At 63.1% G+C, this 21,622-nt stretch carries 23 protein-coding genes and 1 pseudogene; 15 read left to right on the forward strand and 9 right to left on the reverse strand.

What is annotated here, in order from left to right; translation table 11 throughout:
- The 5 genes from dapC (at position 1) to EA796_RS19640 (ending at position 4,313) form a co-directional block, all read left to right on the forward strand.
- On the forward strand, positions 1-1,203 hold the full coding sequence (gene dapC / locus EA796_RS19620) for a succinyldiaminopimelate transaminase (RefSeq protein WP_122109819.1): 1,203 nt from the start codon (positions 1-3) through the stop codon (positions 1,201-1,203).
- Positions 1,200-1,547, forward strand: a complete 348-nt coding sequence (locus tag EA796_RS19625; RefSeq protein WP_122109820.1) for an ArsC family reductase — start codon at positions 1,200-1,202, stop codon at positions 1,545-1,547. The genes dapC and EA796_RS19625 overlap by 4 nt, the downstream gene beginning before the upstream one ends.
- 37 nt (positions 1,548-1,584) lie before the next feature.
- Positions 1,585-2,619: a 2,3,4,5-tetrahydropyridine-2,6-dicarboxylate N-succinyltransferase gene (dapD, locus tag EA796_RS19630; RefSeq protein ID WP_122109821.1), complete on the forward strand. Its 1,035-nt coding sequence runs from the start codon at positions 1,585-1,587 to the stop codon at positions 2,617-2,619.
- A gap of 78 nt (positions 2,620-2,697) precedes the next feature.
- Positions 2,698-3,903: an aminotransferase class V-fold PLP-dependent enzyme gene (locus EA796_RS19635; protein WP_122109822.1), complete on the forward strand. Its 1,206-nt coding sequence runs from the start codon at positions 2,698-2,700 to the stop codon at positions 3,901-3,903.
- The gene (locus tag EA796_RS19640) at positions 3,900-4,313 is read left to right on the forward strand and encodes a SufE family protein (protein ID WP_122109823.1); all 414 of its coding nucleotides are present in this window, start codon (positions 3,900-3,902) and stop codon (positions 4,311-4,313) included. The genes EA796_RS19635 and EA796_RS19640 overlap by 4 nt, the downstream gene beginning before the upstream one ends.
- Positions 4,314-4,542: 229 nt before the next feature.
- On the opposite strand, the gene EA796_RS19645 is transcribed toward EA796_RS19640, so the two are convergent.
- The 3 genes from EA796_RS19645 to tcdA form a co-directional block, all read right to left on the reverse strand.
- Positions 4,543-5,013, reverse strand: coding sequence for a DUF1456 family protein (locus EA796_RS19645; protein ID WP_122109824.1), 471 nt, complete (start codon positions 5,011-5,013; stop codon positions 4,543-4,545).
- Between the two features lie 48 nt (positions 5,014-5,061).
- A complete protein-coding gene (locus EA796_RS19650; protein WP_256679231.1) occupies positions 5,062-5,892 on the reverse strand; it encodes an ABC transporter substrate-binding protein in 831 nt (276 codons plus the stop codon).
- A gap of 101 nt (positions 5,893-5,993) precedes the next feature.
- Positions 5,994-6,803, reverse strand: a complete 810-nt coding sequence (tcdA, locus tag EA796_RS19655) for a tRNA cyclic N6-threonylcarbamoyladenosine(37) synthase TcdA (protein ID WP_122109825.1) — start codon at positions 6,801-6,803, stop codon at positions 5,994-5,996.
- Between the two features lie 124 nt (positions 6,804-6,927).
- Between tcdA and EA796_RS19660 the strand changes: the two genes are divergently transcribed.
- From EA796_RS19660 to EA796_RS19675, 4 genes are all read left to right on the forward strand, one after another.
- Positions 6,928-8,079 (forward strand): iron-containing alcohol dehydrogenase, encoded by a 1,152-nt coding sequence (locus tag EA796_RS19660; RefSeq protein WP_122109826.1) that lies wholly within the window; start codon positions 6,928-6,930, stop codon positions 8,077-8,079.
- A gap of 67 nt (positions 8,080-8,146) precedes the next feature.
- Positions 8,147-9,301 (forward strand): succinyl-diaminopimelate desuccinylase, encoded by a 1,155-nt coding sequence (gene dapE, locus EA796_RS19665; RefSeq protein WP_122109827.1) that lies wholly within the window; start codon positions 8,147-8,149, stop codon positions 9,299-9,301.
- Positions 9,298-10,125: a putative RNA methyltransferase gene (locus EA796_RS19670; protein ID WP_122109828.1), complete on the forward strand. Its 828-nt coding sequence runs from the start codon at positions 9,298-9,300 to the stop codon at positions 10,123-10,125. The genes dapE and EA796_RS19670 overlap by 4 nt, the downstream gene beginning before the upstream one ends.
- Before the next feature lie 5 nt (positions 10,126-10,130).
- Positions 10,131-10,502 (forward strand): hypothetical protein, encoded by a 372-nt coding sequence (locus tag EA796_RS19675; RefSeq protein ID WP_122109829.1) that lies wholly within the window; start codon positions 10,131-10,133, stop codon positions 10,500-10,502.
- 193 nt (positions 10,503-10,695) lie between these two features.
- On the opposite strand, the gene EA796_RS19680 is transcribed toward EA796_RS19675, so the two are convergent.
- The 6 genes and pseudogenes from EA796_RS19680 to EA796_RS19705 form a co-directional block, all read right to left on the reverse strand.
- The gene (locus EA796_RS19680) at positions 10,696-10,905 is read right to left on the reverse strand and encodes a cold-shock protein (RefSeq protein WP_031303182.1); all 210 of its coding nucleotides are present in this window, start codon (positions 10,903-10,905) and stop codon (positions 10,696-10,698) included.
- A gap of 232 nt (positions 10,906-11,137) precedes the next feature.
- A complete protein-coding gene (locus tag EA796_RS19685; protein WP_122109830.1) occupies positions 11,138-12,130 on the reverse strand; it encodes a DUF4340 domain-containing protein in 993 nt (330 codons plus the stop codon).
- 279 nt (positions 12,131-12,409) lie between these two features.
- Complete coding sequence (locus EA796_RS19690; protein ID WP_021443701.1) at positions 12,410-14,242, reverse strand: Gldg family protein; 1,833 nt, start codon at positions 14,240-14,242, stop codon at positions 12,410-12,412.
- A gap of 9 nt (positions 14,243-14,251) precedes the next feature.
- Positions 14,252-14,983: an ABC transporter permease subunit gene (locus EA796_RS19695; protein ID WP_021443702.1), complete on the reverse strand. Its 732-nt coding sequence runs from the start codon at positions 14,981-14,983 to the stop codon at positions 14,252-14,254.
- Positions 14,980-15,903, reverse strand: coding sequence for an ABC transporter ATP-binding protein (locus EA796_RS19700; RefSeq protein WP_021443703.1), 924 nt, complete (start codon positions 15,901-15,903; stop codon positions 14,980-14,982). Before EA796_RS19700 ends, EA796_RS19695 begins: the two co-directional genes overlap by 4 nt.
- A 319-nt stretch (positions 15,904-16,222) precedes the next feature.
- A pseudogene (locus EA796_RS19705) lies at positions 16,223-17,187 on the reverse strand (integron integrase).
- 154 nt (positions 17,188-17,341) lie between these two features.
- Here EA796_RS19705 and EA796_RS23135 point away from each other — a divergent pair.
- The 6 genes from EA796_RS23135 to EA796_RS19725 all read left to right on the forward strand — a co-directional run bounded on the left by EA796_RS23135 (position 17,342) and on the right by EA796_RS19725 (position 21,603).
- A complete protein-coding gene (locus EA796_RS23135) occupies positions 17,342-17,746 on the forward strand; it encodes a hypothetical protein (protein WP_147459062.1) in 405 nt (134 codons plus the stop codon).
- 107 nt (positions 17,747-17,853) lie between these two features.
- Positions 17,854-18,432 (forward strand): hypothetical protein, encoded by a 579-nt coding sequence (locus tag EA796_RS23140; protein WP_147459063.1) that lies wholly within the window; start codon positions 17,854-17,856, stop codon positions 18,430-18,432.
- A gap of 90 nt (positions 18,433-18,522) precedes the next feature.
- Positions 18,523-18,909: a hypothetical protein gene (locus EA796_RS23145; protein WP_147459064.1), complete on the forward strand. Its 387-nt coding sequence runs from the start codon at positions 18,523-18,525 to the stop codon at positions 18,907-18,909.
- 91 nt (positions 18,910-19,000) lie between these two features.
- Positions 19,001-19,678 (forward strand): DUF4145 domain-containing protein, encoded by a 678-nt coding sequence (locus EA796_RS23485; RefSeq protein ID WP_122109832.1) that lies wholly within the window; start codon positions 19,001-19,003, stop codon positions 19,676-19,678.
- Between the two features lie 115 nt (positions 19,679-19,793).
- Positions 19,794-21,086, forward strand: coding sequence for a HEPN/Toprim-associated domain-containing protein (locus EA796_RS23150; protein WP_147459065.1), 1,293 nt, complete (start codon positions 19,794-19,796; stop codon positions 21,084-21,086).
- Between the two features lie 121 nt (positions 21,087-21,207).
- Entirely contained in the window at positions 21,208-21,603 is a 396-nt protein-coding gene (locus EA796_RS19725) for a lysozyme inhibitor LprI family protein (protein WP_082457837.1), read from the forward strand.
- The last annotated feature ends 19 nt before the right edge of the window (positions 21,604-21,622 follow it).

Below are 21,622 nucleotides of genomic sequence, written 5' to 3' on the forward strand. Positions count from 1 at the left end.
ATGAACCCAGCCCTCGACCAGCTCCAGCCCTACCCCTTCGAGAAACTGCGCGCCCTGCTCGGCGGCGTGCAGCCGGCCGCGGACAAGCGCGCCATCGCCCTGTCCATCGGCGAGCCCAAGCACAAGTCGCCGGACTTCGTCGCCCAGGCGCTGACCGCGAGCCTCGACAAGCTGGCGGTCTACCCCACCACCCTGGGCCTGACCGAGCTGCGCCAGAGCATCGCCAGCTGGTGCGAGCGGCGCTTCGGCGTACCGGCCGGCTGGCTGGATGCGGCGCGCCACGTGCTGCCGGTCAACGGCACCCGCGAGGCGCTGTTCGCCTTCACCCAGGCCGTGGTCGACCGCAATGCCAAGGGCCTGGTGGTCAGCCCCAATCCCTTCTACCAGATCTACGAAGGTGCGGCGTTTCTCGCCGGCGCCGCGCCGCACTACCTGCCGTGCCTGGAAGCCCATGGCTTCAACCCGGACTTCGATGCAGTGCCGGCCGAGGTCTGGCAGCGCTGCCAGATCCTCTTCCTCTGCTCGCCGGGCAACCCCACCGGGGCGCTGATCCCGGTGGAAACGCTGAAGAAGCTGATCGCCCTGGCCGACGAGCACGACTTCGTCATCGCCGCCGACGAGTGCTACAGCGAGCTGTACTTCGACGAGGCCAACCCGCCGGCCGGCCTGCTCAGCGCCTGCGCCGAGCTGGGCCGCTCGGACTTCAAGCGTTGCGTGGTGTTCCACAGCCTGTCCAAGCGCTCCAACCTGCCGGGCCTGCGCTCGGGCTTCGTCGCCGGCGACGCCGAGATCCTCAAGGCCTTTTTGCTGTACCGCACCTACCACGGCTGCGCCATGCCGGTGCAGACCCAGCTGGCCAGCGTCGCCGCCTGGAACGACGAGGACCATGTGCGCGCCAACCGCGAGCTGTACCGCGAAAAGTTCGACGCCGTGCTGGATATCCTTGAGCCGGTGATGGACGTGCAGCGCCCCGACGGCGGCTTCTACCTCTGGGCGCGCACCCCGGGCGACGACGCCGAATTCACCCGCGCGCTGTTCGCCGCCGAACATGTCACCGTGGTACCGGGCTCCTACCTGTCGCGCGAGGTGAACGGCATCAACCCCGGCGCCGGGCGCGTGCGCATGGCCCTGGTCGCGCCGCTGGCCGAGTGCATCGAAGCCGCCCAGCGCATCCGCCGCTTTATCGAAGGACGCACCCCATGAGCAAGACCCTCTATGGCATCAAAGCCTGTGACACCATGAAGAAGGCCCGCACCTGGCTCGACGAGCGCGGCATCGCCTACGACTTCCACGACTACAAGAGCGCCGGCATCGACCGCCAGCGCCTGCAGCAGTGGTGCGCCGAGCACGGCTGGGAGACCATCCTCAACCGCGCCGGCACCACCTTCCGCAAGCTCACCGACGAGCAGAAGGCCGACCTCGACCAGGCCAAGGCCATCGCGCTGATGCTGGCCCAGCCCTCGATGATCAAGCGCCCGGTGCTCGATCTCGGCGAGCGCACCCTGGTCGGCTTCAAACCGGATAACTACCAAGCCGCATTGGCCTGATTCTTCACCCTCGATTTCGTTGCAAGGAAACCATCCTATGAGCACCAACCTCTTCAGCATCGCCTTCGGCGTCGGCACCCAGAACCGCCAGGGCAACTGGCTGGAAGTCTTCTACGCCCTGCCCCTGCTCAATCCGGCCGTGGAGCTGAGCGACAAGGCCGCGGCCATTCTCGGCTACCAGGGCGGCAACCAGGCCATCGCCTTCAGCAGCGCCCAGGCCGGCGAACTGGCCGATGCGCTCAAGGGCGTCGATGCCGCCCAGGCCGCCCTGCTCACCCGCCTGGCCGAGAGCCACAACCCGCTGGTGGCGACCTTCCTCGCCGAAGACGCCGCGCCGACCAGCACCCCCGAGGCCTACCTCAAGCTGCACCTGCTGTCGCACCGCCTGGTCAAGCCGCACGGCCTGAACCTGGCCGGCATCTTCCCGCTGCTGCCCAACGTGGCCTGGACCAGCCAGGGTGCGGTCGACCTCGGCGAACTGGCCGAGCGCCAGCTGGAAGCGCGTCTGAAGGGCGAGCTGCTGGAGGTGTTCTCGGTGGACAAGTTCCCCAAGATGACCGACTACGTGGTGCCGGCCGGCGTGCGTATCGCCGACAGCGCGCGCATCCGCCTGGGCGCCTACATCGGCGAAGGCACCACGGTGATGCACGAGGGCTTCGTCAACTTCAACGCCGGCACCGCCGGTCCGGGCATGATCGAAGGCCGCGTCTCGGCCGGCGTGTTCGTCGGCAAGGGCTCGGACCTGGGCGGCGGCTGCTCGACCATGGGCACCCTGTCCGGCGGCGGCAATATCGTCATCTCGGTCGGCGAAGGCTGCCTGATCGGCGCCAACGCCGGCATCGGCATCCCGCTGGGCGACCGCAACACCGTGGAGTCGGGCCTGTACATCACCGCCGGCACCAAGGTGGCGCTGCTCGACGACCAGAACCAACTGGTGAAGGTGGTCAAGGCGCGCGAACTGGCCGGTCAGCCGGACCTGCTGTTCCGCCGCAACTCGCAGACCGGTGCGGTGGAGTGCAAGACCCACAAGTCGGCTATTGAACTGAACGAAGCCCTGCACGCCCACAACTGATCCAGTAGGGTGCGCCGCGCGCACCAGCAGTCCATGTGCGACCCGGTGCGCACGGCGCACCCTACGGGATAGGCTCTTATGTCACTGACTTCCCCCTGGCGCGCCGCTTTCCCCGGCATTCTCGCCCTCGAAGCCGAGGGCCAGACCTACCTGGACAGCGCCGCCACCGCGCAGAAGCCGCAGGCGGTGCTGGACAGCCTGCTCGGCTACCTGGCCAGCGGCGCCGCCAACGTGCACCGCGCCCAGCACCTGCCGGGCGAGCGCGCCACCCGCGCCTTCGAAGGCACGCGGGACAAGGCGGCGGCCTGGCTGAACGCGGCCAGCCGCGATGAGATTGTCTTTACCCGCGGCAGCACCGAGGCGCTCAACCTGCTGGCCTACGGCCTGGAGCATCTGCTGCAGCCCGGCGACGAGCTGGTCGTCAGCGCCCTGGAGCACCACGCCAACCTGCTGCCCTGGCAGCAGCTGGCGCTGCGCCGCGGGCTCAAGCTGGTGGTACTGCCGCTGGATGCCGCGGGCAGCATCGACCTGGCCCGCGCCGCCGAGCTGATCGGCTCGCGTACCCGGCTGCTGGCGGTGTCGCAGCTGTCCAACGTGCTCGGGCGCTGGCAGCCGCTGCGCGAACTGCTGACCCTGGCGCGCAGCCAGGGCGCCCTCAGCGTGGTCGACGGCGCCCAGGGCGCGGTGCACGGCCGCCACGACATGCAGGCGCTGGGCTGCGATTTCTACGTCTGCTCGGCGCACAAGCTCTACGGCTCGGACGGCGTCGGCCTGCTCTACGGCCGCGGCGAGGCGCTGGCGCAGCTGCGCCACTGGCAGTTCGGCGGCGAGATGGTGCTGGACGCCGACTACCAGGCCGCGCGTTTCCGCCCGGCGCCGCTGGGCTTCGAGGCCGGCACCCCGCCGGTGTCGGGCGTGATCGCCCTGGGCGCGGCGCTGGACTGGCTGACCGGCCTCGACCAGGCCGCGGTGACCGGTCACGAGGCGGCGCTGCACGCCAAGCTGCTGGCCGGCCTCGGACTGCGCGACGGCGTACGCCTGCTCGGCGCGCCGCAACTGGCGCTGGCCAGCTTCTGCGTCGATGGCGTGCACAACGCCGACCTGGCCCACCTGCTCAGCGAACAGGGCATCGCCGTGCGCGCCGGGCACCACTGCGCCATGCCGCTGATGAAAGGCCTGGGGCTGTCCGGTGCGATCCGCGTCTCGCTCGGCCTGTACAACGACGGCGCCGACCTGGATCGTTTCTTCGACGCCCTGGATCGGGCCCTGGAGCTGCTGCAATGACGGATAACCTGCCCGGCGCCGCTCAGGAAGCGCTGGAGGCCTTCAATGCCTGCCCTGGCTGGGAGCAGCGCGCGCGCCTGCTGATGCAGTGGGGCGAGCGCCTGGCGCCGCTGAGCGAGGCCGAACGCTGCGAGGCCAATCGCGTGCACGGCTGCGAAAGCCTGGTCTGGCTGGTGGCGGAAACACACGGGGGCGCCTGGCACTTTCGCGCCGGCAGCGACGCCCGCCTGCTGCGCGGCATGCTGGCCGTGCTGCTGGCCCGGGTCGACGGCCTGCGGGGCGAGGAACTGGCGGCGCTCGACCTGGCCGCCTGGTTCGACCAGCTCGGCCTGGCCCGCCAGCTCTCGCCCTCGCGCAGCAACGGGCTCAATGCGGTGCTGCAACGCATGCGCGAACTGGCAAGATCCTGAAACGCCAGATCACCGTAGGGTGGGGTTAGCGGCGCCAACCTTCGAACGTTCGGCCACCGCCATAGTCGCGCGCCGCGTAACCCACCAGGCGATGGATGGCGTTGCACCGATGGTGGGTTACGCCGTACCAGGCAATGGGAGTCGATCGACAGGCGTAACAGGCGCCTAACCCGCCCTACGAAACGCGCGTTGCCAGGAAGACCCTACTACCCCCGATATCGTCACGCCGCTAGTCGCCCTTGCCGCGCTCGCGCAGCGTCAAGCCACGCAGGAAATTGCGCAGCACCTGGTCGCCGCACTCGCGGTAGTGCTTGTGCCCGGGCTTGCGGAACAGGGCGCCGAGTTCGGCCTTGGTCATCGGCAGGTCGGCGGCCTGGAGGATGGCCTGCATGTCGTCGTCCTTGAGCTCGAAGGCCACGCGCAGCTTCTTCAACACGATGTTGTTGCTCAAGCGCGTCGCCACCGGCAGCGGCGCGCGGCTCTCGTCCTTGCCGCGCTTGTAGAACACCAGGCCTTCCAGTACATGGGCCAGCAAGGCGTCGTTGCAGGGCTGGTAGCCGGCCTCGTCGTCCTTGAGCAGGCAGGCGGAGATCTGCTCCAGGGTCACCGGGTAGTCCGCCAGTTGGCAGATCTCCACCAGCTTGGCGTCGCCGATGGCCAGCAGGTAGCGCAGGCTGCGCAGTACGTCGTTATTGGTCATTGCGGCGGTCTCAACGGAAGCGGGCGGCGATTATAGGCGCATCCGCCGTCAGTCGCGCAGCGCCTGCACCCGGCTGGTCGGCAGCCAGGCATCGGCGTCGCCGGAATTCAGCGCCTGCTGCAGGCGCGCCAGGTCGCCGCGCTCGGCGAAATGGCGCAGGCCGGCGTTGAACAGGCGCAGCAGCCGCTCGCCCTCGGCATCGTCCTTGCGAAACAGCAGGCGCAGCGGTTCGGTGTTCAGGTGGCGCGGATGATGGGTGATGGCGCGCCCCTCGGCGCCGGGGAACAGGCGACGCAGCATGGCGTAGCCGACCGCGCGGTCCTGCGGATGCAGGTCGATGCGACCGAGTTCCAGCAGGCGGAAGCTGGTGTCCTCCTTGCCGCTCTGCTGCACCTGCAGCAGGCCGTCCTGCTGCGCCTGGTCGAAGCGCGAGCCGTAGGAATAACCGAGGGTGGTGCCGATGCGGTAGCGCTTGAGGTCCTCGATGCGACGCCAGTCGAACGCCAGCTCGCGGCGATGGAACAGCACCACCTCGCCGCGCACCACCGGGTCGCTGCACACCCCGTAGTTGAGGCGACTGGGGCTGCAGCTGTAGGGCATGATGGCGTCCAGCTGACCCTGCTGCAGCATCAGCACGTTGCGATCCCAGGGGTAGAAGACGTATTCGACCGCGTAGCCCGCCTCGGCGAACACCGCGCTGATCAGTCGCGCCATGGCGCCGCCATCGGCGCGGCGCTGGTCGACGTAGGGCGCCCAGTCGCCGGTGCCGATGCGCAGCTTCGGCTCGGCCGCCACCGGCAGCACGCCGCCCAGCAGCAACGCCATGCAGAGGCTGGCGGCGAAGGGTCCACCACGCAGACGGGAAAACAGGTACGACACGGATCACCTCAACGCGCAAACACAGCGAAGCGTCCCTGCCCGAGTTCTGCCACTCCTTTTTTGTCTCAGCTTAGCCAAGCAGGCCGCCGCACAGGCCGCCGTCAGTCGCTGCGGCCACGTTCGGCCGGGCGCCGGGCGCCGGCCACCAGCTTGTCCACCAGCTTGGCGGCGGCGGCCATGCCGAAGCTGGCGGTGACCATCATCACCGCGCCGAAGCCGCCGGCGCAGTCCAGCTTGACCCCTTCGCCGACGAAGCCCTTGGCCTGGCACACCGTGCCGTCCGGCTTGGGATAGCGCAGCTGCTCGGTGGAGAACACGCAGGGCACGCTATAGGTACGCCCCGGCGTGCGCGAGAAACCGTAATCGCGGCGCAGGGTGCTGCGCACCTTGGCTGCCAGCGGGTCGTTGAAGGTCTTGTTGAGGTCGGCGAGCTGGATCTGCGTCGGGTCGACCTGGCCGCCGGCGCCGCCGGTGGTGACGATCTGGATCTTGCGCCGCTTGCACCAGGCGATCAGCGCGGCCTTGGCCGGCACGCTGTCGATGCAGTCGATCACCCCGTCGAGCTGCTCGGTGATGTACTCGGCCATCGTCTCGCGGGTGACGAAATCGGCCACCGCGTGCACCACGCAGGCCGGGTTGATGGCGCGAATGCGCGCGGCCATCTCCTCGACCTTGGCCTTGCCCACCGCGCCCTCGACGGCGTGCACCTGGCGATTGGTGTTGGTGATGCAGACGTCGTCCAGGTCGAACAGCGAGATCTCGCCGACGCCCGAGCGCGCCAGCGCCTCGGCCGCCCAGGAGCCGACGCCGCCGATGCCGACCACCGCCACATGCGCCGCGGCCAGCCGCGCATAGCCCTCGCGGCCGTAGAGCCGGGCTATGCCGCCGAAACGTTGTTCGTCTATGTTCATCTCACCCCCTGCAGCAAGGCGCGCATTATAGGCACGGCCATGCCTGCGCCCAAGCCCGCCGGGCGGTTCGCCCGGCGGGCGGCGCAGCCGGCGCTATAGTGAGCGCAGCAGCGAGGCTTCGCCCATGCGCAACTTCAGCGTCTACAACCCGACCCGGCTGCACTTCGGCCGCGGCCAGATCGCCCGCCTGGCCGAGGAAATCCCGCCCGGCAGCCGCGTGCTGGCCCTGCACGCCGGCGCCGACATCCTGCGCAACGGCGTCTGGGCCGAGGTGGAGCGCAGCCTGCACGGGCGCCCGCTGAGCCGCTTCGCCGGGATCGAGCCCAACCCGCAGTACGACACCCTGCTGCGCGCCGTGGCCCAGGCCCGGCACGACGCCTGCGACTTCGTCCTGGCCATCGGCGGCGACGCGCCGATCGATGCCGGCAAGTTCCTCACCGCCGCCCTGTGCCACCCCGGCGATCCGCTGCAACTGCTGTGCGGCGCGCCGATCCGCGCGGCGCTGCCGCTGGGCTGCCTGCTGACCCTGCCGATCGGCAGCGCCCTGAGCCACGCCGAGGGCCTGGTCAGCCATGCCGAACGCCAGCAGAAGCTGCCCTTCGCCAGCCCGCTGCTGCACCCGCGCTTCGCCATCGTCGACCCCGGCCTCCACCTCGACGCGCCGCGTCAGCAACTGGCGCACGCGGTGATCGAGGCGTTCGCCCGCACCTGCGAGCACTACCTCGGCGTCGCGGCCGATGCGCCGCTGCAGGCGCGCTACGCCGAGGCCCTGCTGCTGACCCTGATTGAAGAAGGTCGCAAGTTGATCACCGATCCCGAGGACCAGGCCGTGCGCGCCAACCTGCTGTGGTGCGCGCTGCAGGCGCTCGACGGCCCCGCCGGCTGCGGCGTGGTACCGGCGGGCGGCGCGCGGCGGATCGCCCGGGAGCTGAGCGCGCTGTACCACCTGGCCCCGGCGCAGAGCCTGGCCGTGGTGCTGCCCGCGCTGCTCGCCGAATGCCGCGAGGCGCACGGCGCCAGGCTGCAGCAATACGCCGAACGGGTCTGGCAGCTGCCCGCCGGCAACGCGGAGCAGCGCATCGACGCCGCCATCGCCGCCACCGCGGCGTTCTTTCGCGATCTCGGCCTGGCCACCCGGCTGAGCGAGCACGGCCTGGACGCCGAGGCGGTCCCGGAAGTGCTGGCGCAGTTGCAACGCCGCGCCCCGGGCGCCCTCGGTGAAGGCGACGAGCTCGACCCAACCGTGTGCGAACGCATCCTGCTGCGCGCCTTATGACCTGATCGGTAACGACTTTTGCTTTAAGATGGCCAGCCTTCACGCTAGCCGCCGTACCGGAGCCGCAATGACCGCCACCCTCACCCCGACCCTGGAACTCGCCTTCGACCTGATCCGCCGCCCGTCCGTGACCCCGGTCGACGAAGGTTGCCAGGAGCTGATGATGCGTCGCCTGGCCGCCTGCGGCTTCGAGGTCGAGCACATGCGCATCGAAGAGGTGGAGAATTTCTGGGCCAAGCGCGGTGGTCGCGATGGCGCCCAGGGCCCGGTACTGTGCTTCGCCGGGCATACCGACGTGGTGCCCACCGGCCCGCTGGACGCCTGGCAGTACCAGCCGTTCGACGTACGCGTCGATGAAGACGGCATGCTCTGCGGCCGCGGCGCGGCGGACATGAAGGGCAGCCTGGCGAGCATGATCGTCGCGGTGGAGCGCTTCACCGCCGACCACCCTAATCACAAGGGCGCCATCGCCTTTTTGATCACCAGCGACGAGGAAGGCCCGGCCCAGCACGGCACCAAGGCGGTGGTCGAGCGTCTGCGCGAACGCGGCGAGCGTCTGGACTGGTGCATCGTCGGCGAACCGTCGAGCACCAGCCTGCTCGGCGATGTGGTGAAGAACGGCCGCCGCGGCTCGCTCGGCTGCACCCTCACCGTATACGGCAAGCAAGGCCACGTGGCCTACCCGCACCTGGCGAAGAACCCGATTCACCTGGCTGCCCCGGCACTGGCCGAACTGGCCGCCGAGCACTGGGATCATGGCAACGACTACTTCCCGCCGACCAGCTTCCAGGTGTCCAACCTCAACTCCGGCACCGGCGCCACCAACGTCATCCCCGGCGAACTGAAGGCGGTGTTCAACTTCCGCTTCTCCACCGAATCCACCGTCGAAGGCCTGCAGCAGCGCGTCACCGCCATCCTCGACAAGCACGGCCTGGACTACCACCTGGAGTGGGCGCTGTCCGGCCTGCCCTTCCTCACCCAGCCGGGCGAGTTGCTCGACGCCGTGGCCGCCAGCATCAAGGGCGTCACCGGCCGCGAGACCACGCCGTCGACCAGCGGCGGCACCTCCGACGGTCGCTTCATCGCCACCCTGGGCACCCAGGTGGTCGAGCTCGGCCCGGTCAACGCCACCATCCACCAGATCAACGAGCGGGTGCTGGCCAGCGACCTCGACCTGCTCACCGAAGTCTATTACCAGACCCTGGTGAAACTGCTGGCATGAGCCTGATCTGCCCCCTCTGCCAGACGCCGCTGCAGCCCAGTGACAGCGGCCTGGTCTGCAGCAACCGGCACAGCTTCGACCGCGCCCGCCAGGGCTACTACAACCTGCTGCCGGTGCAGCACAAGAACAGCCGCGATCCCGGCGACAACGCCGCCATGGTCGAGGCGCGCCGACGCTTTCTCGACGGCGGTCACTACGCGCCGCTGGCCGCGCGCCTGGCGGCACTGGCGGCCGAGTACCAACCGGCGCGCTGGCTGGATATCGGCTGCGGCGAGGGCTACTACACCGAGCAGATCGCCCGCGCCCTGCCCCATGCCGACGGTTATGCCCTGGATATCTCCCGCGAGGCGATCAAGCGTGCCTGCAAACGCGCCCCGCAGCTGAACTGGCTGGTGGCGAGCATGGCCCGCGTGCCACTGGCGGATGCCAGCTGCGAGCTGCTGGCCAGCGTGTTCAGCCCGCTCGACTGGGCCGAGGCCAATCGCCTGCTAGCCCCCGGCGGTGGCCTGCTGCGCATGGGCCCGACCCGTGTGCACCTGATGGAGCTGCGGCAGAAGCTCTACGATGAGGTGCGCGACTACGACGACGAGAAGCACCTGGCGCTGATTCCGCCGGGCATGCACCTGGCCCATAGCGAAACCCTGCAGTTCCCGCTGCACCTGAGCGATGCCCAGGCTCGCGCCGACCTGCTGGCCATGACCCCGCACGGCTGGCGCGCCAGTGCCGAACGGCGCGAGGCGGTGATTGCCGCGCCCTTCGAAGTTACCGTTGCCATCCGCTACGATTGGATCGTCAAAACCCAGAGCCCACGCTCTCAGGACTGAATGCCATGCGCCAACCCGATATCGAGATCTACCTGAAAGACGCCGAACGCGACGCCGTGGCGCAGTGGCTGGGTGAGGCCCTGGGCCCTTGCAGCGACTGGCAGCAGAAGGGCCAGACCTTCAAATGCAAGGCCGGTGACGTGCCGGTGACCTGGCTGCCGAAGGCCGTGGGCAAATGGCACAGCCTGTACCTGGAAAGCGACGCCACGCCCTGGGCCGACGACCTGGCCTGCGCCCGCGCCGCCCATGCCGCGCTCGGCGTGCAGATCCGCTGCGCGCCGGGAACCTGGGTGGAAGATGAAAGCGACGAGGAAGCCGACCGCTGGATCAAGGTGGATGCCGACGGCGAAACCGAGATCGTCTGGCGTACGGAATGACAGCGGCCGCATCCGTAGGGTGCGTAGCGCGCACCGTGGCCATTCATCCAACCACCCGTTGCGCCCGGCACGATCCGTAGGGTGGATCACGCCTTATCGATCCACCGCGTGGTGGATGTAAAAACGACATCCACCCTTGCGCCATAAACGAAAAGGCCCGTCATCGACGGGCCTTTTCGTTGGAGTCTGGAACTCAGACCGCGGAAACGTCTTCCGCCTGCAGGCCTTTCTGGCCCTGGGTCACGCCGAACTCGACCTTCTGCCCCTCGATCAGGGTGCGGTGGCCTTCGCCACGGATGGCCCGGTAGTGAACGAATACGTCCGGGCCGCTTTCGCGCTGAATGAACCCGTAGCCCTTGGAATCATTGAACCATTTAACGGTTCCGGTCTCACGATCTGCCATTACCCACTTCTCCAACTCGCAAATTTTTATTGTCCCGAATAGGCGCTGTGACGGCTCGGTAAAAACGTTCTGTTCATCGTTCGCCAACCCCGGCAATTGGAGCATGGAGCAGGTCAAGCGAAGGGCGTTCTTGCTGCAACCGCTGGGCCGAGTATAAAGCATGAAATGTGACTGAAAAGCACTTTTTTAGAACCGAGCGCAAACCAGACAACATCGGGGTTACAGCCGGTTTTTATCCGTTTTTCGCCAGCAAATCGCGTAATTTCTTCGCCAGCCTCTGCACCTGCTCGGCGTCCAGACGATAGGCCCAATCGCTGCGCGCGGCCACCTCGCCGTCCTCGAATCCCTGGCGCTCGCCGAGCACCAGCCAGTGCTGCTCGCCCTGCTGGTACAGCGCGCCTTCGAGGCTCTGGCCGTCGAAGCCGGTCAGGCTCAGCCTGAGCATCGGCGCCTGCTTGAAAGCGATCTGCGCCAGCGGCGCGGCATCGGCGAAACGCAGGTTGGAGAACAGCGTGACCATGCCGTTGGCCGCGCCCTCGAAACTGAGCTGCTGGCCCTTGCCCAACTGCTCCACAGTGAAGTTGTACTGCTCGGCGTCGGCCTTGCTCAGGGTCAGCGTCTCGCCGCTGGCGTAGCGCAGCTCCAGGCGTTTGACGCTGGCGAAGGGAATGTCCGCGACGCGGCGATCCAGCCAGTCCAGCTCGCGGCTGGGCAGGTCGAGCTGCTGGTCGATCAGCCACACCTGATCCTCGCCGGCGCGGCGCACCAGTTGCCCGCTGCCCTGCTGCGACGGGTTGCCCAGACGCAGGCTCAACTCGGGATGGCCGTCGAACTGCAGCTGCAGACGCAGCGCCTGCTCGCCCTCCTCGCCGCTTTCCGCCAGGCCCAGGCGTGCGTGCCACTGCGCGTTGGCGGTCTTGGCCTCGACGGTGCGCGCCTCGCGCAGCGCCCGCAGCAGCTCGGCCAGGGGCTCGCGCGCGGCCGGGTAATCGGCCTTGGCCGGCACCACCCAGGCCTCGCCGCGGCGCTCGATACGCACCGCCGGCTGGCCGGGCGGCTGGATTTCCAGCGCCTGCAGGCTACCCAGATAGCCCTGCTCGGCGGCCAGCCAGGGCGTGCGTTCGAGCTGTGCAGTGCCCTGCTGCTGGCGCTGCTGCAGCGCCAGGTAACCCAGCAGGCACAGCAGCACGATGACGATCAATGCGATCAGACCTTTACGTCCCATGATCCCCTCACTGTTGAAAACTCGGGAGGCTCATCCTTCGGCTCCCCATCGGAGCGACAGATGCCCCCAAGGTTGAAAGCGACGAACCGTGGTGCGCCATGCGCACCGCCTCAAAAGCTTTGGTGCGAGTGGCGCACCCTACGGCCCCGGTTCGTAGGGTGGATCACGCTTCACCGATCCACCGTTGTGGTGGATGTAAAAAGCGACAGCTACGCGCCCCGATCCACCCGACGCGCTTTAGCTGCGAACGAGTCGCCGCTAAAGCGCCTCCCACAATGCTCAGGCCCGGCGGCGGCGCCGCCACAGCCACAGGGCCAGCACGCCGAGGGTCAACAGTGCCGGCACCAGGGCGATATTGATCACCTTGAGCGTGCGGCCCAGCACCTCGATATCGGCGTTGAGCTGGTAGCGCACGTCGCGCAGCTCCTTGCGGATCGCCAGCTTCTCCTGGATGAAGCGCTGCACCGCGCCCTGCTGCTCCGGGGTCAGCTCCAGCGCCTGGCTGGGGTCGTCGTTGCGCTGCAGCGCCGCCAGTTGCTGCTCGGTCTCGGCCAGGCGCGCCTGCAGCGCCTGTTCCTTCTCGCGGAAGCGCTGCTCGGCGGCGCGCTGCAACTCTTCCACCACCACGAAGGGACGGCTGAAGCGGCCGCGCGAACGCACGCTGATCAACGCCTCGGAGCCGGCCAGGTTGTCCAGCGCGTTGATCGCGAAGCTGCCGTTGTCGGCCCAGGGCTGCGGAATGCGCTGGCCGAAGAAGTCCTGCACCTGCACCCACAGGCGGTCGCTCAAGATGTCGGTATCGGCCACCGCGATCACGTTGATGGTGTCGGCCTGCTTGAGGCCGTCCTTGCGCCCTTCGATGCCGTCGGGGAAGGCGCTCTGCGCCGGGCCGTCGATGCGTGCGGCGATGGCGTAGCGCTCGCCGGTGGGCTCCAGCTCGCGGATCAGCTCCTCCGGATTGCTCAGCATGGCGAAACGCTGGGCGTCGAAGGGCATGGCGTACTCGGAGCTCTGCAGCAGCGGGGTGAAGCGGGTCTTGGCGCCTTCCACCGGTTCGAGGATGCCGGCGGTGGCGACGGTGATGCTCTCCAGCCCGGCGGTGGCGATGTCCTCCTGGTCCAGCGCCTGGCGCGGCAGGCTCAGCCAGGCGGCATGACGCACCGCACGCTGGCCCTGGCCCATGCTCACCGACATGGCGTAGGAGCCGTCGCCGAGCACCTTGTCCGGCACCAGACGCAGGCCCCAGGCCTGGAACAGCGGCTCGAGGTTGGAGCCCTTGTCCACCGCCATCTCGCCCGGCATGTCGCCAGTGTCGGCCTCGGCATAGGGGTCGACGAACACCATCAGCTTGCCGCCGCGCAGGACGAACTGGTCGATGGCGTACAGGGTCTGCTCGGGCAGGTTCTTCGGGTGCACCAGCCACAACACCGAGACGCTGTCGGGAATCAGGTCGACGTCGGCCTTGAGCTGCTCGATCGAAAACAACTGGCGCACCTGCTCCAGCACCATCCATGGCGGCGTCGGCTGCCGCGCCATCATGTCGAAGCCACCGGTCATGGGCAGCCCGGAGAGCACCCCGACCACCGGCAGCTGCGGCTTGGCCAGGCTCTGCACCAGGCGGCTCAGCTCGTATTCGAGGTGCTCCTCCTGATCCAGGGCGAAGAACGGGATCACCTGGGTGTCGTCCAGCGCGTTGGTGCCGGCCAGGCCGAAGTAGATGGAGTCGCCACCCTGCTGCAGGGGGATGCCCTGCAGGCCGAACTCGGCGGCCTTGTCCTCGTCCTCGGAGAAGGGCTCGGGGTCGATGAGGTGCAGGCGGATCTTGCCGCCGGCCTGGCGCTGGTAGGCCTTGAGCATCTCCTCCACGCGCTGGGCGTAGGTGCGCAGCGCCGGCAGGTCCTTGGCTACCTTGTCGGAGTAGAAGAAGTACAGGTTGATCGGCTCGTCCAGCTCGCCAAGGATCTGCTTGGTGCCATCGGAAATGGTGTAGAGCTTCTGCTCGGTCAGGTCCAGGCGGGCGCCGCCCAGGCCGAGGCCGGCCAGCAGGTTGAAGGCGAGAAAGGCCGCCGCGATCAGCAGCAGCCCGGCGCCGGAATAGATCAGCTTTTTCATGGGCGCTCCTCAGTCGGCTTTCTTCAGGTCGATGACCACGGCGGTGGCGGTCAGCCAGGCGGCGATCAGCGAGAGGAAATACAGCAGGTCGCGCAGATCGATCACGCCCTTGCTGATGGCGTCGAAGCGCACCAGGAAGCTCAGCGAGGCGATGGCGTCCACCAGCCACTGCGGCGCCCAGGCGAAGGCATCGAGCACCATCGGAAAGCCGCTGACGATAAACAGGAAGCAGGCGCTGACCGCGAGGATGAAGGCGATCACCTGGTTCTTGCTCAGCGCCGACATGCACGAGCCGATGGCCAGATAGGCGCCGGCCAGCAGCCAACTGCCGATGTAGCCGGTGACGATGGCGCCGTTGTCCGGCTCGCCCAGGTAGTTGACCGTGACGATCATCGGGAAGGTCAGCAGCAGCGCGAGGCCGGCGAACACCCAGGCGGCGAGGAACTTGCCGGTGACCGCCTCGAAGCGGGTGATCGGCAGGGTCATCAGCAGCTCGATGGAGCCGGACTTGCGCTCCTCCGCCCACAGGCGCATGGCAATCGCCGGCACCAGGAACAGATAGAGCCAGGGGTGGAAGTTGAAGAAGGCGGACAGATTCGCCTGGCCGCCCTCGAAGAAACCGCCCAGGTAGAAGGTGAACACCCCGGACAGCACCAGGAAGATCACGATGAACACATAGGCCAGCGGCGTGGCGAAGTAGCTCGCCAGCTCGCGCTTGAAGATCACCGGCAACTGGGTCATGGCTGCTCTCCCCGGGTCAGGCTGCGGAACACTTCGTCGAGCCGGCCGCGTTCCACGTTGAGTTCCTTGATGTTCCAGCCACGCTGGCCGATCAGCGCGTTGACCTGCGGGAAGATCACCTCGCCCGGCTTGGCCAGCACGCTGAAGCTGTGCTCCAGGTGGTTCTCCTCGATCCCGGCCACCCCCGGCAGCGCGGCCAGGGCATCCAGATCCAGCGGCTCGGCGGCCACCAGGGTCACCGCCTGGTGGTAGCGCGAGCGGCTTTCCAGCTCCAGCGGCGTGCCATCGGCCAGCAGGCGGCCCTGGGCGATCACCACCGCGCGGGTGCACAGCGCCGTGACCTCTTCGAGGATGTGGGTGGAAATGATCACGATCTTGTCGCGCGCCAGGCCCTGGATCAGCTGGCGCACCTGATGCTTCTGGTTGGGATCGAGGCCGTCGGTGGGCTCGTCGAGAATCAGCACGCGTGGATCGTGGAGGATCGCCTGGGCCAGGCCGACGCGGCGCTTGAAACCCTTGGACAGCGTCTCGATGCTCTGCTCCAGCACCTTGTCCAGCTCCACCTGCGCCACGGCGCGCTCGACCCGCTGACGCTTCTCGGCGCCACGAAAGCCGCGCACCTCGGCGATAAAGTCGAGAAAGCCGCGCACCGTCATGTCGCCGTAGCAGGGCGCGCCTTCCGGCAGATAGCCGATCTGCCGCTGGGCCTGCAGGGTCTGGGTCTGGATATCGCAACCGAGGATGCTCGCCGTGCCGGAGCTCGGCGCGAGAAAGCCGGTGAGCATCTTCATGGTGGTGGACTTGCCGGCGCCGTTGGGGCCGAGAAAGCCCAGCACCTCCCCCGGCTGGACGCTGAACGACAGATCGTCGACTGCCGTGTGCTGCGCAAAACGCTTGGTCAGGTTTCTTATTTCGATCATGGCCTCTCACCAGTGCGGTCAAAGCCTGGCGCGCCGCTCGTGGGCACGAGCCAGGCCTGCAAAAATGCCGGCGGAACTATAAGAAGTCGGATGCGCTGATTGCAACCGAGTGGCGCCCGCGGAAATTTACCGGAGGTTACCGCTGCCCGGCGGCGCGCCCAGCAATACCTGAAATAGTCGTCGTTCCCGCGCAGGCGGGACAGCAGCTTTATCGCTGAACAGCGCTTGCGCTGGCCCGAAGGGGAATAACCCAGAGGCTGCGCAGCACCTGGACCAGCGCCTTCGCAGGTGTGGCGGTAAATGGTTTTTCAGCACGCCCTCAGCGATCCAGCGGGCTCAGCACCGCCAGGCCGCCGCGATTGAGCACATGGGTGTAGATCATGGTGGTCTTCACGTCGGCGTGGCCGAGCAGCTCCTGCACCGTGCGGATGTCCTGGCCCGCCTCCAGCAGGTGGGTGGCGAATGAATGGCGCAGCGAATGCGGCGTGGCATGCTTGATCGAGCCGGCACGCCGCGCAACCTCGCGCACCGCACGCTGAATGGTCTTCTCATGCAGGTGATGGCGAAAGATCCCCTGGCCGCGCGGGTCCCGCGAGCGGTTAATGGACGGAAAGACGAACTGCCAGCCCCATTCCTTGGCCGCATTGGGGTACTTGCGCGCCAGGGCGAAGGGCAAATTGGCCTCGCCAAAACCCTCGGCGAGATCGCTCCGGTGCAGATGCCGCACCTTATCGAAATGAAGCCGCAGCGGCTCGACGATACGCAGGGGCAGCATGGTCACCCGGTCCTTCTGGCCCTTGCCATCGCGCACCAGAATCTCCCGCCGGGCGAAATCCACATCCTTGACCCGCAGCCGCAGCGCCTCGAGTAGACGCAAGCCCGAGCCATAGAGCAGGTTGGCGACAATCCAGCTCACGCCCTGCAGCTGCGCCAGCAAGGCCTCCACCTCGGCGCGCGTCAACACCACCGGCAGATGCTGGGGCTTCTTCGCCCGCACTATGTCTTGTAACCAGGGCAAATCCAGCTTGAGCACCTCCTTGTAGAGAAACAGCAGAGCGGCCAAGGCCTGGTTCTGCGTCGAAGCGGATACATCGCGCTTGACCGCCAGATGAGTCAGAAAAGCTCGATCTCCGCCGCGCCCATCTCCGCCGGATGCCGATAGCGATGGAAGCGGATATAGCGTTTTGCCCACTCGGCATAGACAGTTTCGGTACGGATGGAATAGTTTCTGACTCGAATCTGCTGGCGCAGTTGATCCAGCAGCTTGGGCTTGCCGTCATCCATGTCGCGTTTCTCCCAGAGTGCTGTCGCGTTTGCCGCGACCACCTTCAAGCTAGACAAGGACTTACAAGACGACAAGGAAGGTTATGCGACAGGTGTCGTGGGCAAACGCGACAGCCATGTCGCCTAATTAATAGTTAGGCGACTAGGAGAAACCGTGGAAGAACTTAAAAACATACACAAGGCATTTATTAATCATCTTGGGAAAGAAAACGCTAAAGGCCTTTGTCATGTCATAAGCGTTTGCACGATGAGATGGATGAATGAAATATCATACTTAGATCAAAGCTGGAGGCTATGTCTGGGCAAGTTCTCCAGCAACAGCATCTCAGAAGAGCATTATTGGCTGGAAGGAAGCTCACCATCAAACGGAGTGGAAAATTTTTTAGACATGACGGCCGATCAATTTGGAAGCAAAGCACCGCTATTATCTATTGGCAGGCCGCCTGAATATATACTTGAGACAAATAAAGAGACAGAGCTTACCGCAATTTTGGAAGCTGCTGCAGTAGACACATGGATGCCTTTAGTAAAAGAAGCAGTATCACGTGTAGATGCCTAACAATGCGCTCAACTGCCGCTCACTCCGTTCGCTGGACGTCCAAAAGCTGCGCTTTTGGCCGCCCGTTAGCTTAATCGTTGTGCACCTAGAGAGAGGTCCAAAGCCACATGCTGAAGCACATAATTACTCTCGCAGCTTTAGCCTTGCTTACTATTGGTGTTTATCTTTTTAAATTCGGCCTACCAGTAACCTCTAGCGACTATGCCAACCTAGGATCTTTTTCTGGAGGCACCTTTGTTGCTTTAGCAACGGTGTATGGGGTGCTGTATGCAATTTGGCACAACATCTCAAGTAAAAAAGAGAACGAAAGCTCTCTTATAGACGCACATCTAAATTTAATGAGAACCTATAAAACCGCTCATACGGGCGGGTATAGCGAAGACGGTTACGCATTTCTTAATTGGCTATGGCCACTCACAGTAAACCAACTCACCGCTCCCCCGACCCGTGAAGCAGTACTCGCAAACTCAAATTTAAAAGAAATGGCGCAGTGGCTCCGCAGCGTCAAAAGGTGCGGAAATTCAAGAGCCGCAGAGCTCGTCGAAGTAATGTCACCAATAGAAGTAAAGTTGGCACAGCTATATCTCACCGTGTCGGAGATCCCAGAATCATATAAGGCTCCCATCAGTAACAAGATCTCTGGCATTGAGTTAAATGACAAAGAAAAAGCCTTGCTCTCACTCTGAAGTACGGCGCACAACAATGCGCTCAAATCGTTCGCTTCGCTCACTGGGACCGGCTAAAGCCGGCCCCTTAGCTTAATCGTTAGGCCTTATATGAAGAATGTATCGCCAGAAGAAAGTGCACTATTCAATAAATGCCAAGCTCTCGCTCAAGCACTGCGATGGCAGCGCAAGCCTTTTGATGCAAAAGAGATTGATGAACTAACAGAAGATTTTTATCGAACAGCCAAACTCTATGCGCCTTACAAAAGTGGGGATACTGCCGCAGGGCTTCGCTCAGTTTATGGAGCCGTTGACTTGCTGCTTCAAAACATCTGCGGCCCAAACAACGAAAATCCATCAGAGTGGTTTTTAATTTCAATACAGACACTAATAAATATTATTGAGCCAACATCAATAATTGAATCCGAAGAAGGCTTAGAGTTCTTATTGGAGCTTGAAAGCGGAATTGCTCGCCTTAGAACTGGGGAACAAGCCTAACAAGTGGTTCAAACCGTTCGCTTCGCTCACTGGGACGGGCTAAAGCCCGCCCCTTAACCAAACGTTAGGTGTATCCACAGTAGAGGCCACAATGAACTTCACTGCGCCAGAATTTAAATTGGAAGCCTTTCATTGCCCGACATGCGGAACATACGCGCATATGACTTGGGAGGACTTGGGTAGCCAACAAGGGCGTCACGCACTCTACACCGAAGCTATTTGCTCAAAATGTAAAAATACAAGCCTGTGGCGTATCACCAAATATAGCCACGCACATTATGGCAGGCTGGATGAAGAAGCTGAACTTATATTTCCTGACTTCGGGGTCTCTGCACTACCCGAAGACGACATGCCAGAAGATGTAAAATCCGATTACATTGAGGCCTCTAGGATATTCTCGCGGTCTCCTCGCGGGGCAGCAGCATTATTAAGACTTGCCCTTCAAAAGCTATGTAAGCACTTAGGTGAACCGGGAAAAAATATCAATGAAGATATTCGAAGCCTCGCGGCCAAAAACACCCTCCCGCCTCTCGTCGTAAAGGTGGCTGACACAGTTAGAATAACTGGCAACAATGCTGTTCACCCTGGAGAAATGTCAGATGAAGACTTCGACCATGTTGCATCAAAAATGTTCGAGCTTTTGAACTTCATAGTCAAAAAGGGAATTTCCGAACCTAAGGAACTTGAAGCTCTTTATTCAAAAACACCAGAAAAGCCTAGAAAAGACGCAGAGACCAAAGACGCAAAAGCGAAGGCCGCAGGCACCTAACAACTGGTTCAAACCGTTCGCTTCGCTCACTGGGACGGGCTAAAGCCCGCCCCTTAACCAAACGTTAGGCAGCACGAGTGCGATTAATTAAGCTAGTAATAAGAAGGTAATTTAAATGGGAACATCGATAGAGTTGTGCGTAGGGAACGTTTCTCTGTCGTATTCTAAAAATCACATGGGCATGGATTATGGATTTCTTTTTCAAGATGGTGACTTAATACGCCGAAAGTCTGAGTCAATAGACTACGAATATTATGAAGAAAATCCAGAATTAAAACATGAGATAGAAGAGGCGGAGGAGACTTTTGCTAGGGCTCTATATCGGGTTATACCACGCCTAAACATACTCGGCTATACGCTTGATGCGGCACGTGCCGAATACTATTCGTTGATAGCAGAAGCGGAAGAGATCTCAAGCGAGATTGATGCAGGTGAATCAAAAAAGGAATATCTTACGTTTGAAGAGTTTTGCCACTTGGCATGTCGCTATCCGCTGTCTGGTTTAACAAACGACTATATAGAATACGACACACCAGATCGAGACACTATTTCTCAGGGCCGTCTTGCCACTGATAGCGAATTGTTTGATCGAGTTCCTTGGTCTGGAGGCTCAGATCTCTATTGGTCTGAGGCCAGTTACCTGTCTTCGAGAGTTTGTATCCTTAGTGCTGAATCTATGCTTCAGGTTTTTGCGCAAAATGCAGCAAATTCTGATGTTGAGGTTACTTGGGAGTTTGGCCCTATTGTTCATGCTGGGTGGGTTCAACGAGAGGCGTTTCGGGCTGGAGCACTCCAAAAGCAAAAGGTTTTGATAGCAACCGAGGGAACATCAGATACACGCATTATTAAGCGAGCTCTACAGGTCCTACGTCCGGATGTGGCTGATTTTTTCAATTTCGTGGATGTCGATGAGCGACATCCATACTGGGGAACGGGCAATCTAGTAAAATTTGCAGAGGGACTATTGCGAATCGAGGTCCTAAATCAGGTCTTATTTGTTTTCGATAACGATGCAGAGGGCGTTGACGCTTTTCGCAAATTTGAAAAGTTGAATTCTCCTGCCAATATGAGGGCGATGCTCCTACCTGATCTTGATGAATTTAGGGAGTTTATAACTCTCGGACCTGAAGGGGTGAGCACTTCTGATATCAATGGTAGAGCTGCTGCGATTGAGTGTTATCTTGATCTTCGCCTAGATCAATATCCTACAGCACAGGTCACATGGAGTAATTTCAAAAAAGATATCGATGCATGGCATGGTGTTTTAGATTACAAAGAATCCTATTCAAAGCATTTTTACGAGCAGTCCGATAACCAGTTGCTGGATGGCACTTATAATGCATCTAAGCTATTGAAATTAATAGATACGCTAATCCAAGAAGCTGGATTGGTTGCCCCGATTATTTGAGGAGCTTCTTCATTTTTGACATTTTGGAGAAATTAAATACCTTGCCTAACAAGGCGCTGCTGTCGGACAAACTTTCCGCTACGCTCCAAATTTGCCGCAGAGCGCGGCGTTAGGGCATTCAATGCATCGCTCACTAGTTGCCTGCCTACTAGCCTTATCTATTGAGGCATATGCAGAACCCGAGAAAAATATTGATTGTGCCAATGCATTCTCAACACCGGATATTGAACAGTGCACATCTATCTCTCTCGAAAGCACAGAGAAAGAGCTGAATTTAGCGTATAAAAAATTGGTGGAAAGCCTTTCTCAACCAAACACTGAGTATGAAAACTACACCGAATACAGAAAAAAGCTTTTAACAGCCCAAAGAGCATGGATTACATTCAGGGAAGCGGACTGCGCCGCTCAATACGAAATGCATAGATCAGGTACTATTCGCAACAGCATCTATCTAGCCTGCAAAGAAGAGCGCGCCAAACAGCGAATAAAGGAACTTCAAAACTATGCTCCGTACTAGCCCTAACAAATGGTTCAAA

This window comes from Pseudomonas sp. AOB-7 (genome assembly GCF_003696305.1).
In the GTDB taxonomy this organism is placed as follows: Bacteria; Pseudomonadota; Gammaproteobacteria; order Pseudomonadales; family Pseudomonadaceae; genus Aquipseudomonas.

Coding starts and splice junctions, on each gene's coding strand:
- EA796_RS19640 (WP_122109823.1), top strand. CDS start 3,900: ATGACGGATAACCTGCCCGGCGCCGCTCAGGAAGCGCTGGAGGCCTTC.
- EA796_RS19635 (WP_122109822.1), top strand. CDS start 2,698: ATGTCACTGACTTCCCCCTGGCGCGCCGCTTTCCCCGGCATTCTCGCC.
- EA796_RS19695 (WP_021443702.1), bottom strand. CDS start 14,983: ATGACCCAGTTGCCGGTGATCTTCAAGCGCGAGCTGGCGAGCTACTTC.
- EA796_RS19675 (WP_122109829.1), top strand. CDS start 10,131: ATGCGCCAACCCGATATCGAGATCTACCTGAAAGACGCCGAACGCGAC.
- EA796_RS19690 (WP_021443701.1), bottom strand. CDS start 14,242: ATGAAAAAGCTGATCTATTCCGGCGCCGGGCTGCTGCTGATCGCGGCG.
- EA796_RS19660 (WP_122109826.1), top strand. CDS start 6,928: ATGCGCAACTTCAGCGTCTACAACCCGACCCGGCTGCACTTCGGCCGC.
- EA796_RS23150 (WP_147459065.1), top strand. CDS start 19,794: ATGGGAACATCGATAGAGTTGTGCGTAGGGAACGTTTCTCTGTCGTAT.
- dapD (WP_122109821.1), top strand. CDS start 1,585: ATGAGCACCAACCTCTTCAGCATCGCCTTCGGCGTCGGCACCCAGAAC.
- EA796_RS19680 (WP_031303182.1), bottom strand. CDS start 10,905: ATGGCAGATCGTGAGACCGGAACCGTTAAATGGTTCAATGATTCCAAG.
- EA796_RS23145 (WP_147459064.1), top strand. CDS start 18,523: ATGAAGAATGTATCGCCAGAAGAAAGTGCACTATTCAATAAATGCCAA.
- EA796_RS19685 (WP_122109830.1), bottom strand. CDS start 12,130: ATGGGACGTAAAGGTCTGATCGCATTGATCGTCATCGTGCTGCTGTGC.
- EA796_RS19670 (WP_122109828.1), top strand. CDS start 9,298: ATGAGCCTGATCTGCCCCCTCTGCCAGACGCCGCTGCAGCCCAGTGAC.
- EA796_RS23485 (WP_122109832.1), top strand. CDS start 19,001: ATGAACTTCACTGCGCCAGAATTTAAATTGGAAGCCTTTCATTGCCCG.
- dapE (WP_122109827.1), top strand. CDS start 8,147: ATGACCGCCACCCTCACCCCGACCCTGGAACTCGCCTTCGACCTGATC.
- EA796_RS19645 (WP_122109824.1), bottom strand. CDS start 5,013: ATGACCAATAACGACGTACTGCGCAGCCTGCGCTACCTGCTGGCCATC.
- dapC (WP_122109819.1), top strand. CDS start 1: ATGAACCCAGCCCTCGACCAGCTCCAGCCCTACCCCTTCGAGAAACTG.
- EA796_RS19700 (WP_021443703.1), bottom strand. CDS start 15,903: ATGATCGAAATAAGAAACCTGACCAAGCGTTTTGCGCAGCACACGGCA.
- EA796_RS19625 (WP_122109820.1), top strand. CDS start 1,200: ATGAGCAAGACCCTCTATGGCATCAAAGCCTGTGACACCATGAAGAAG.
- EA796_RS19725 (WP_082457837.1), top strand. CDS start 21,208: ATGCATCGCTCACTAGTTGCCTGCCTACTAGCCTTATCTATTGAGGCA.
- EA796_RS23140 (WP_147459063.1), top strand. CDS start 17,854: ATGCTGAAGCACATAATTACTCTCGCAGCTTTAGCCTTGCTTACTATT.
- tcdA (WP_122109825.1), bottom strand. CDS start 6,803: ATGAACATAGACGAACAACGTTTCGGCGGCATAGCCCGGCTCTACGGC.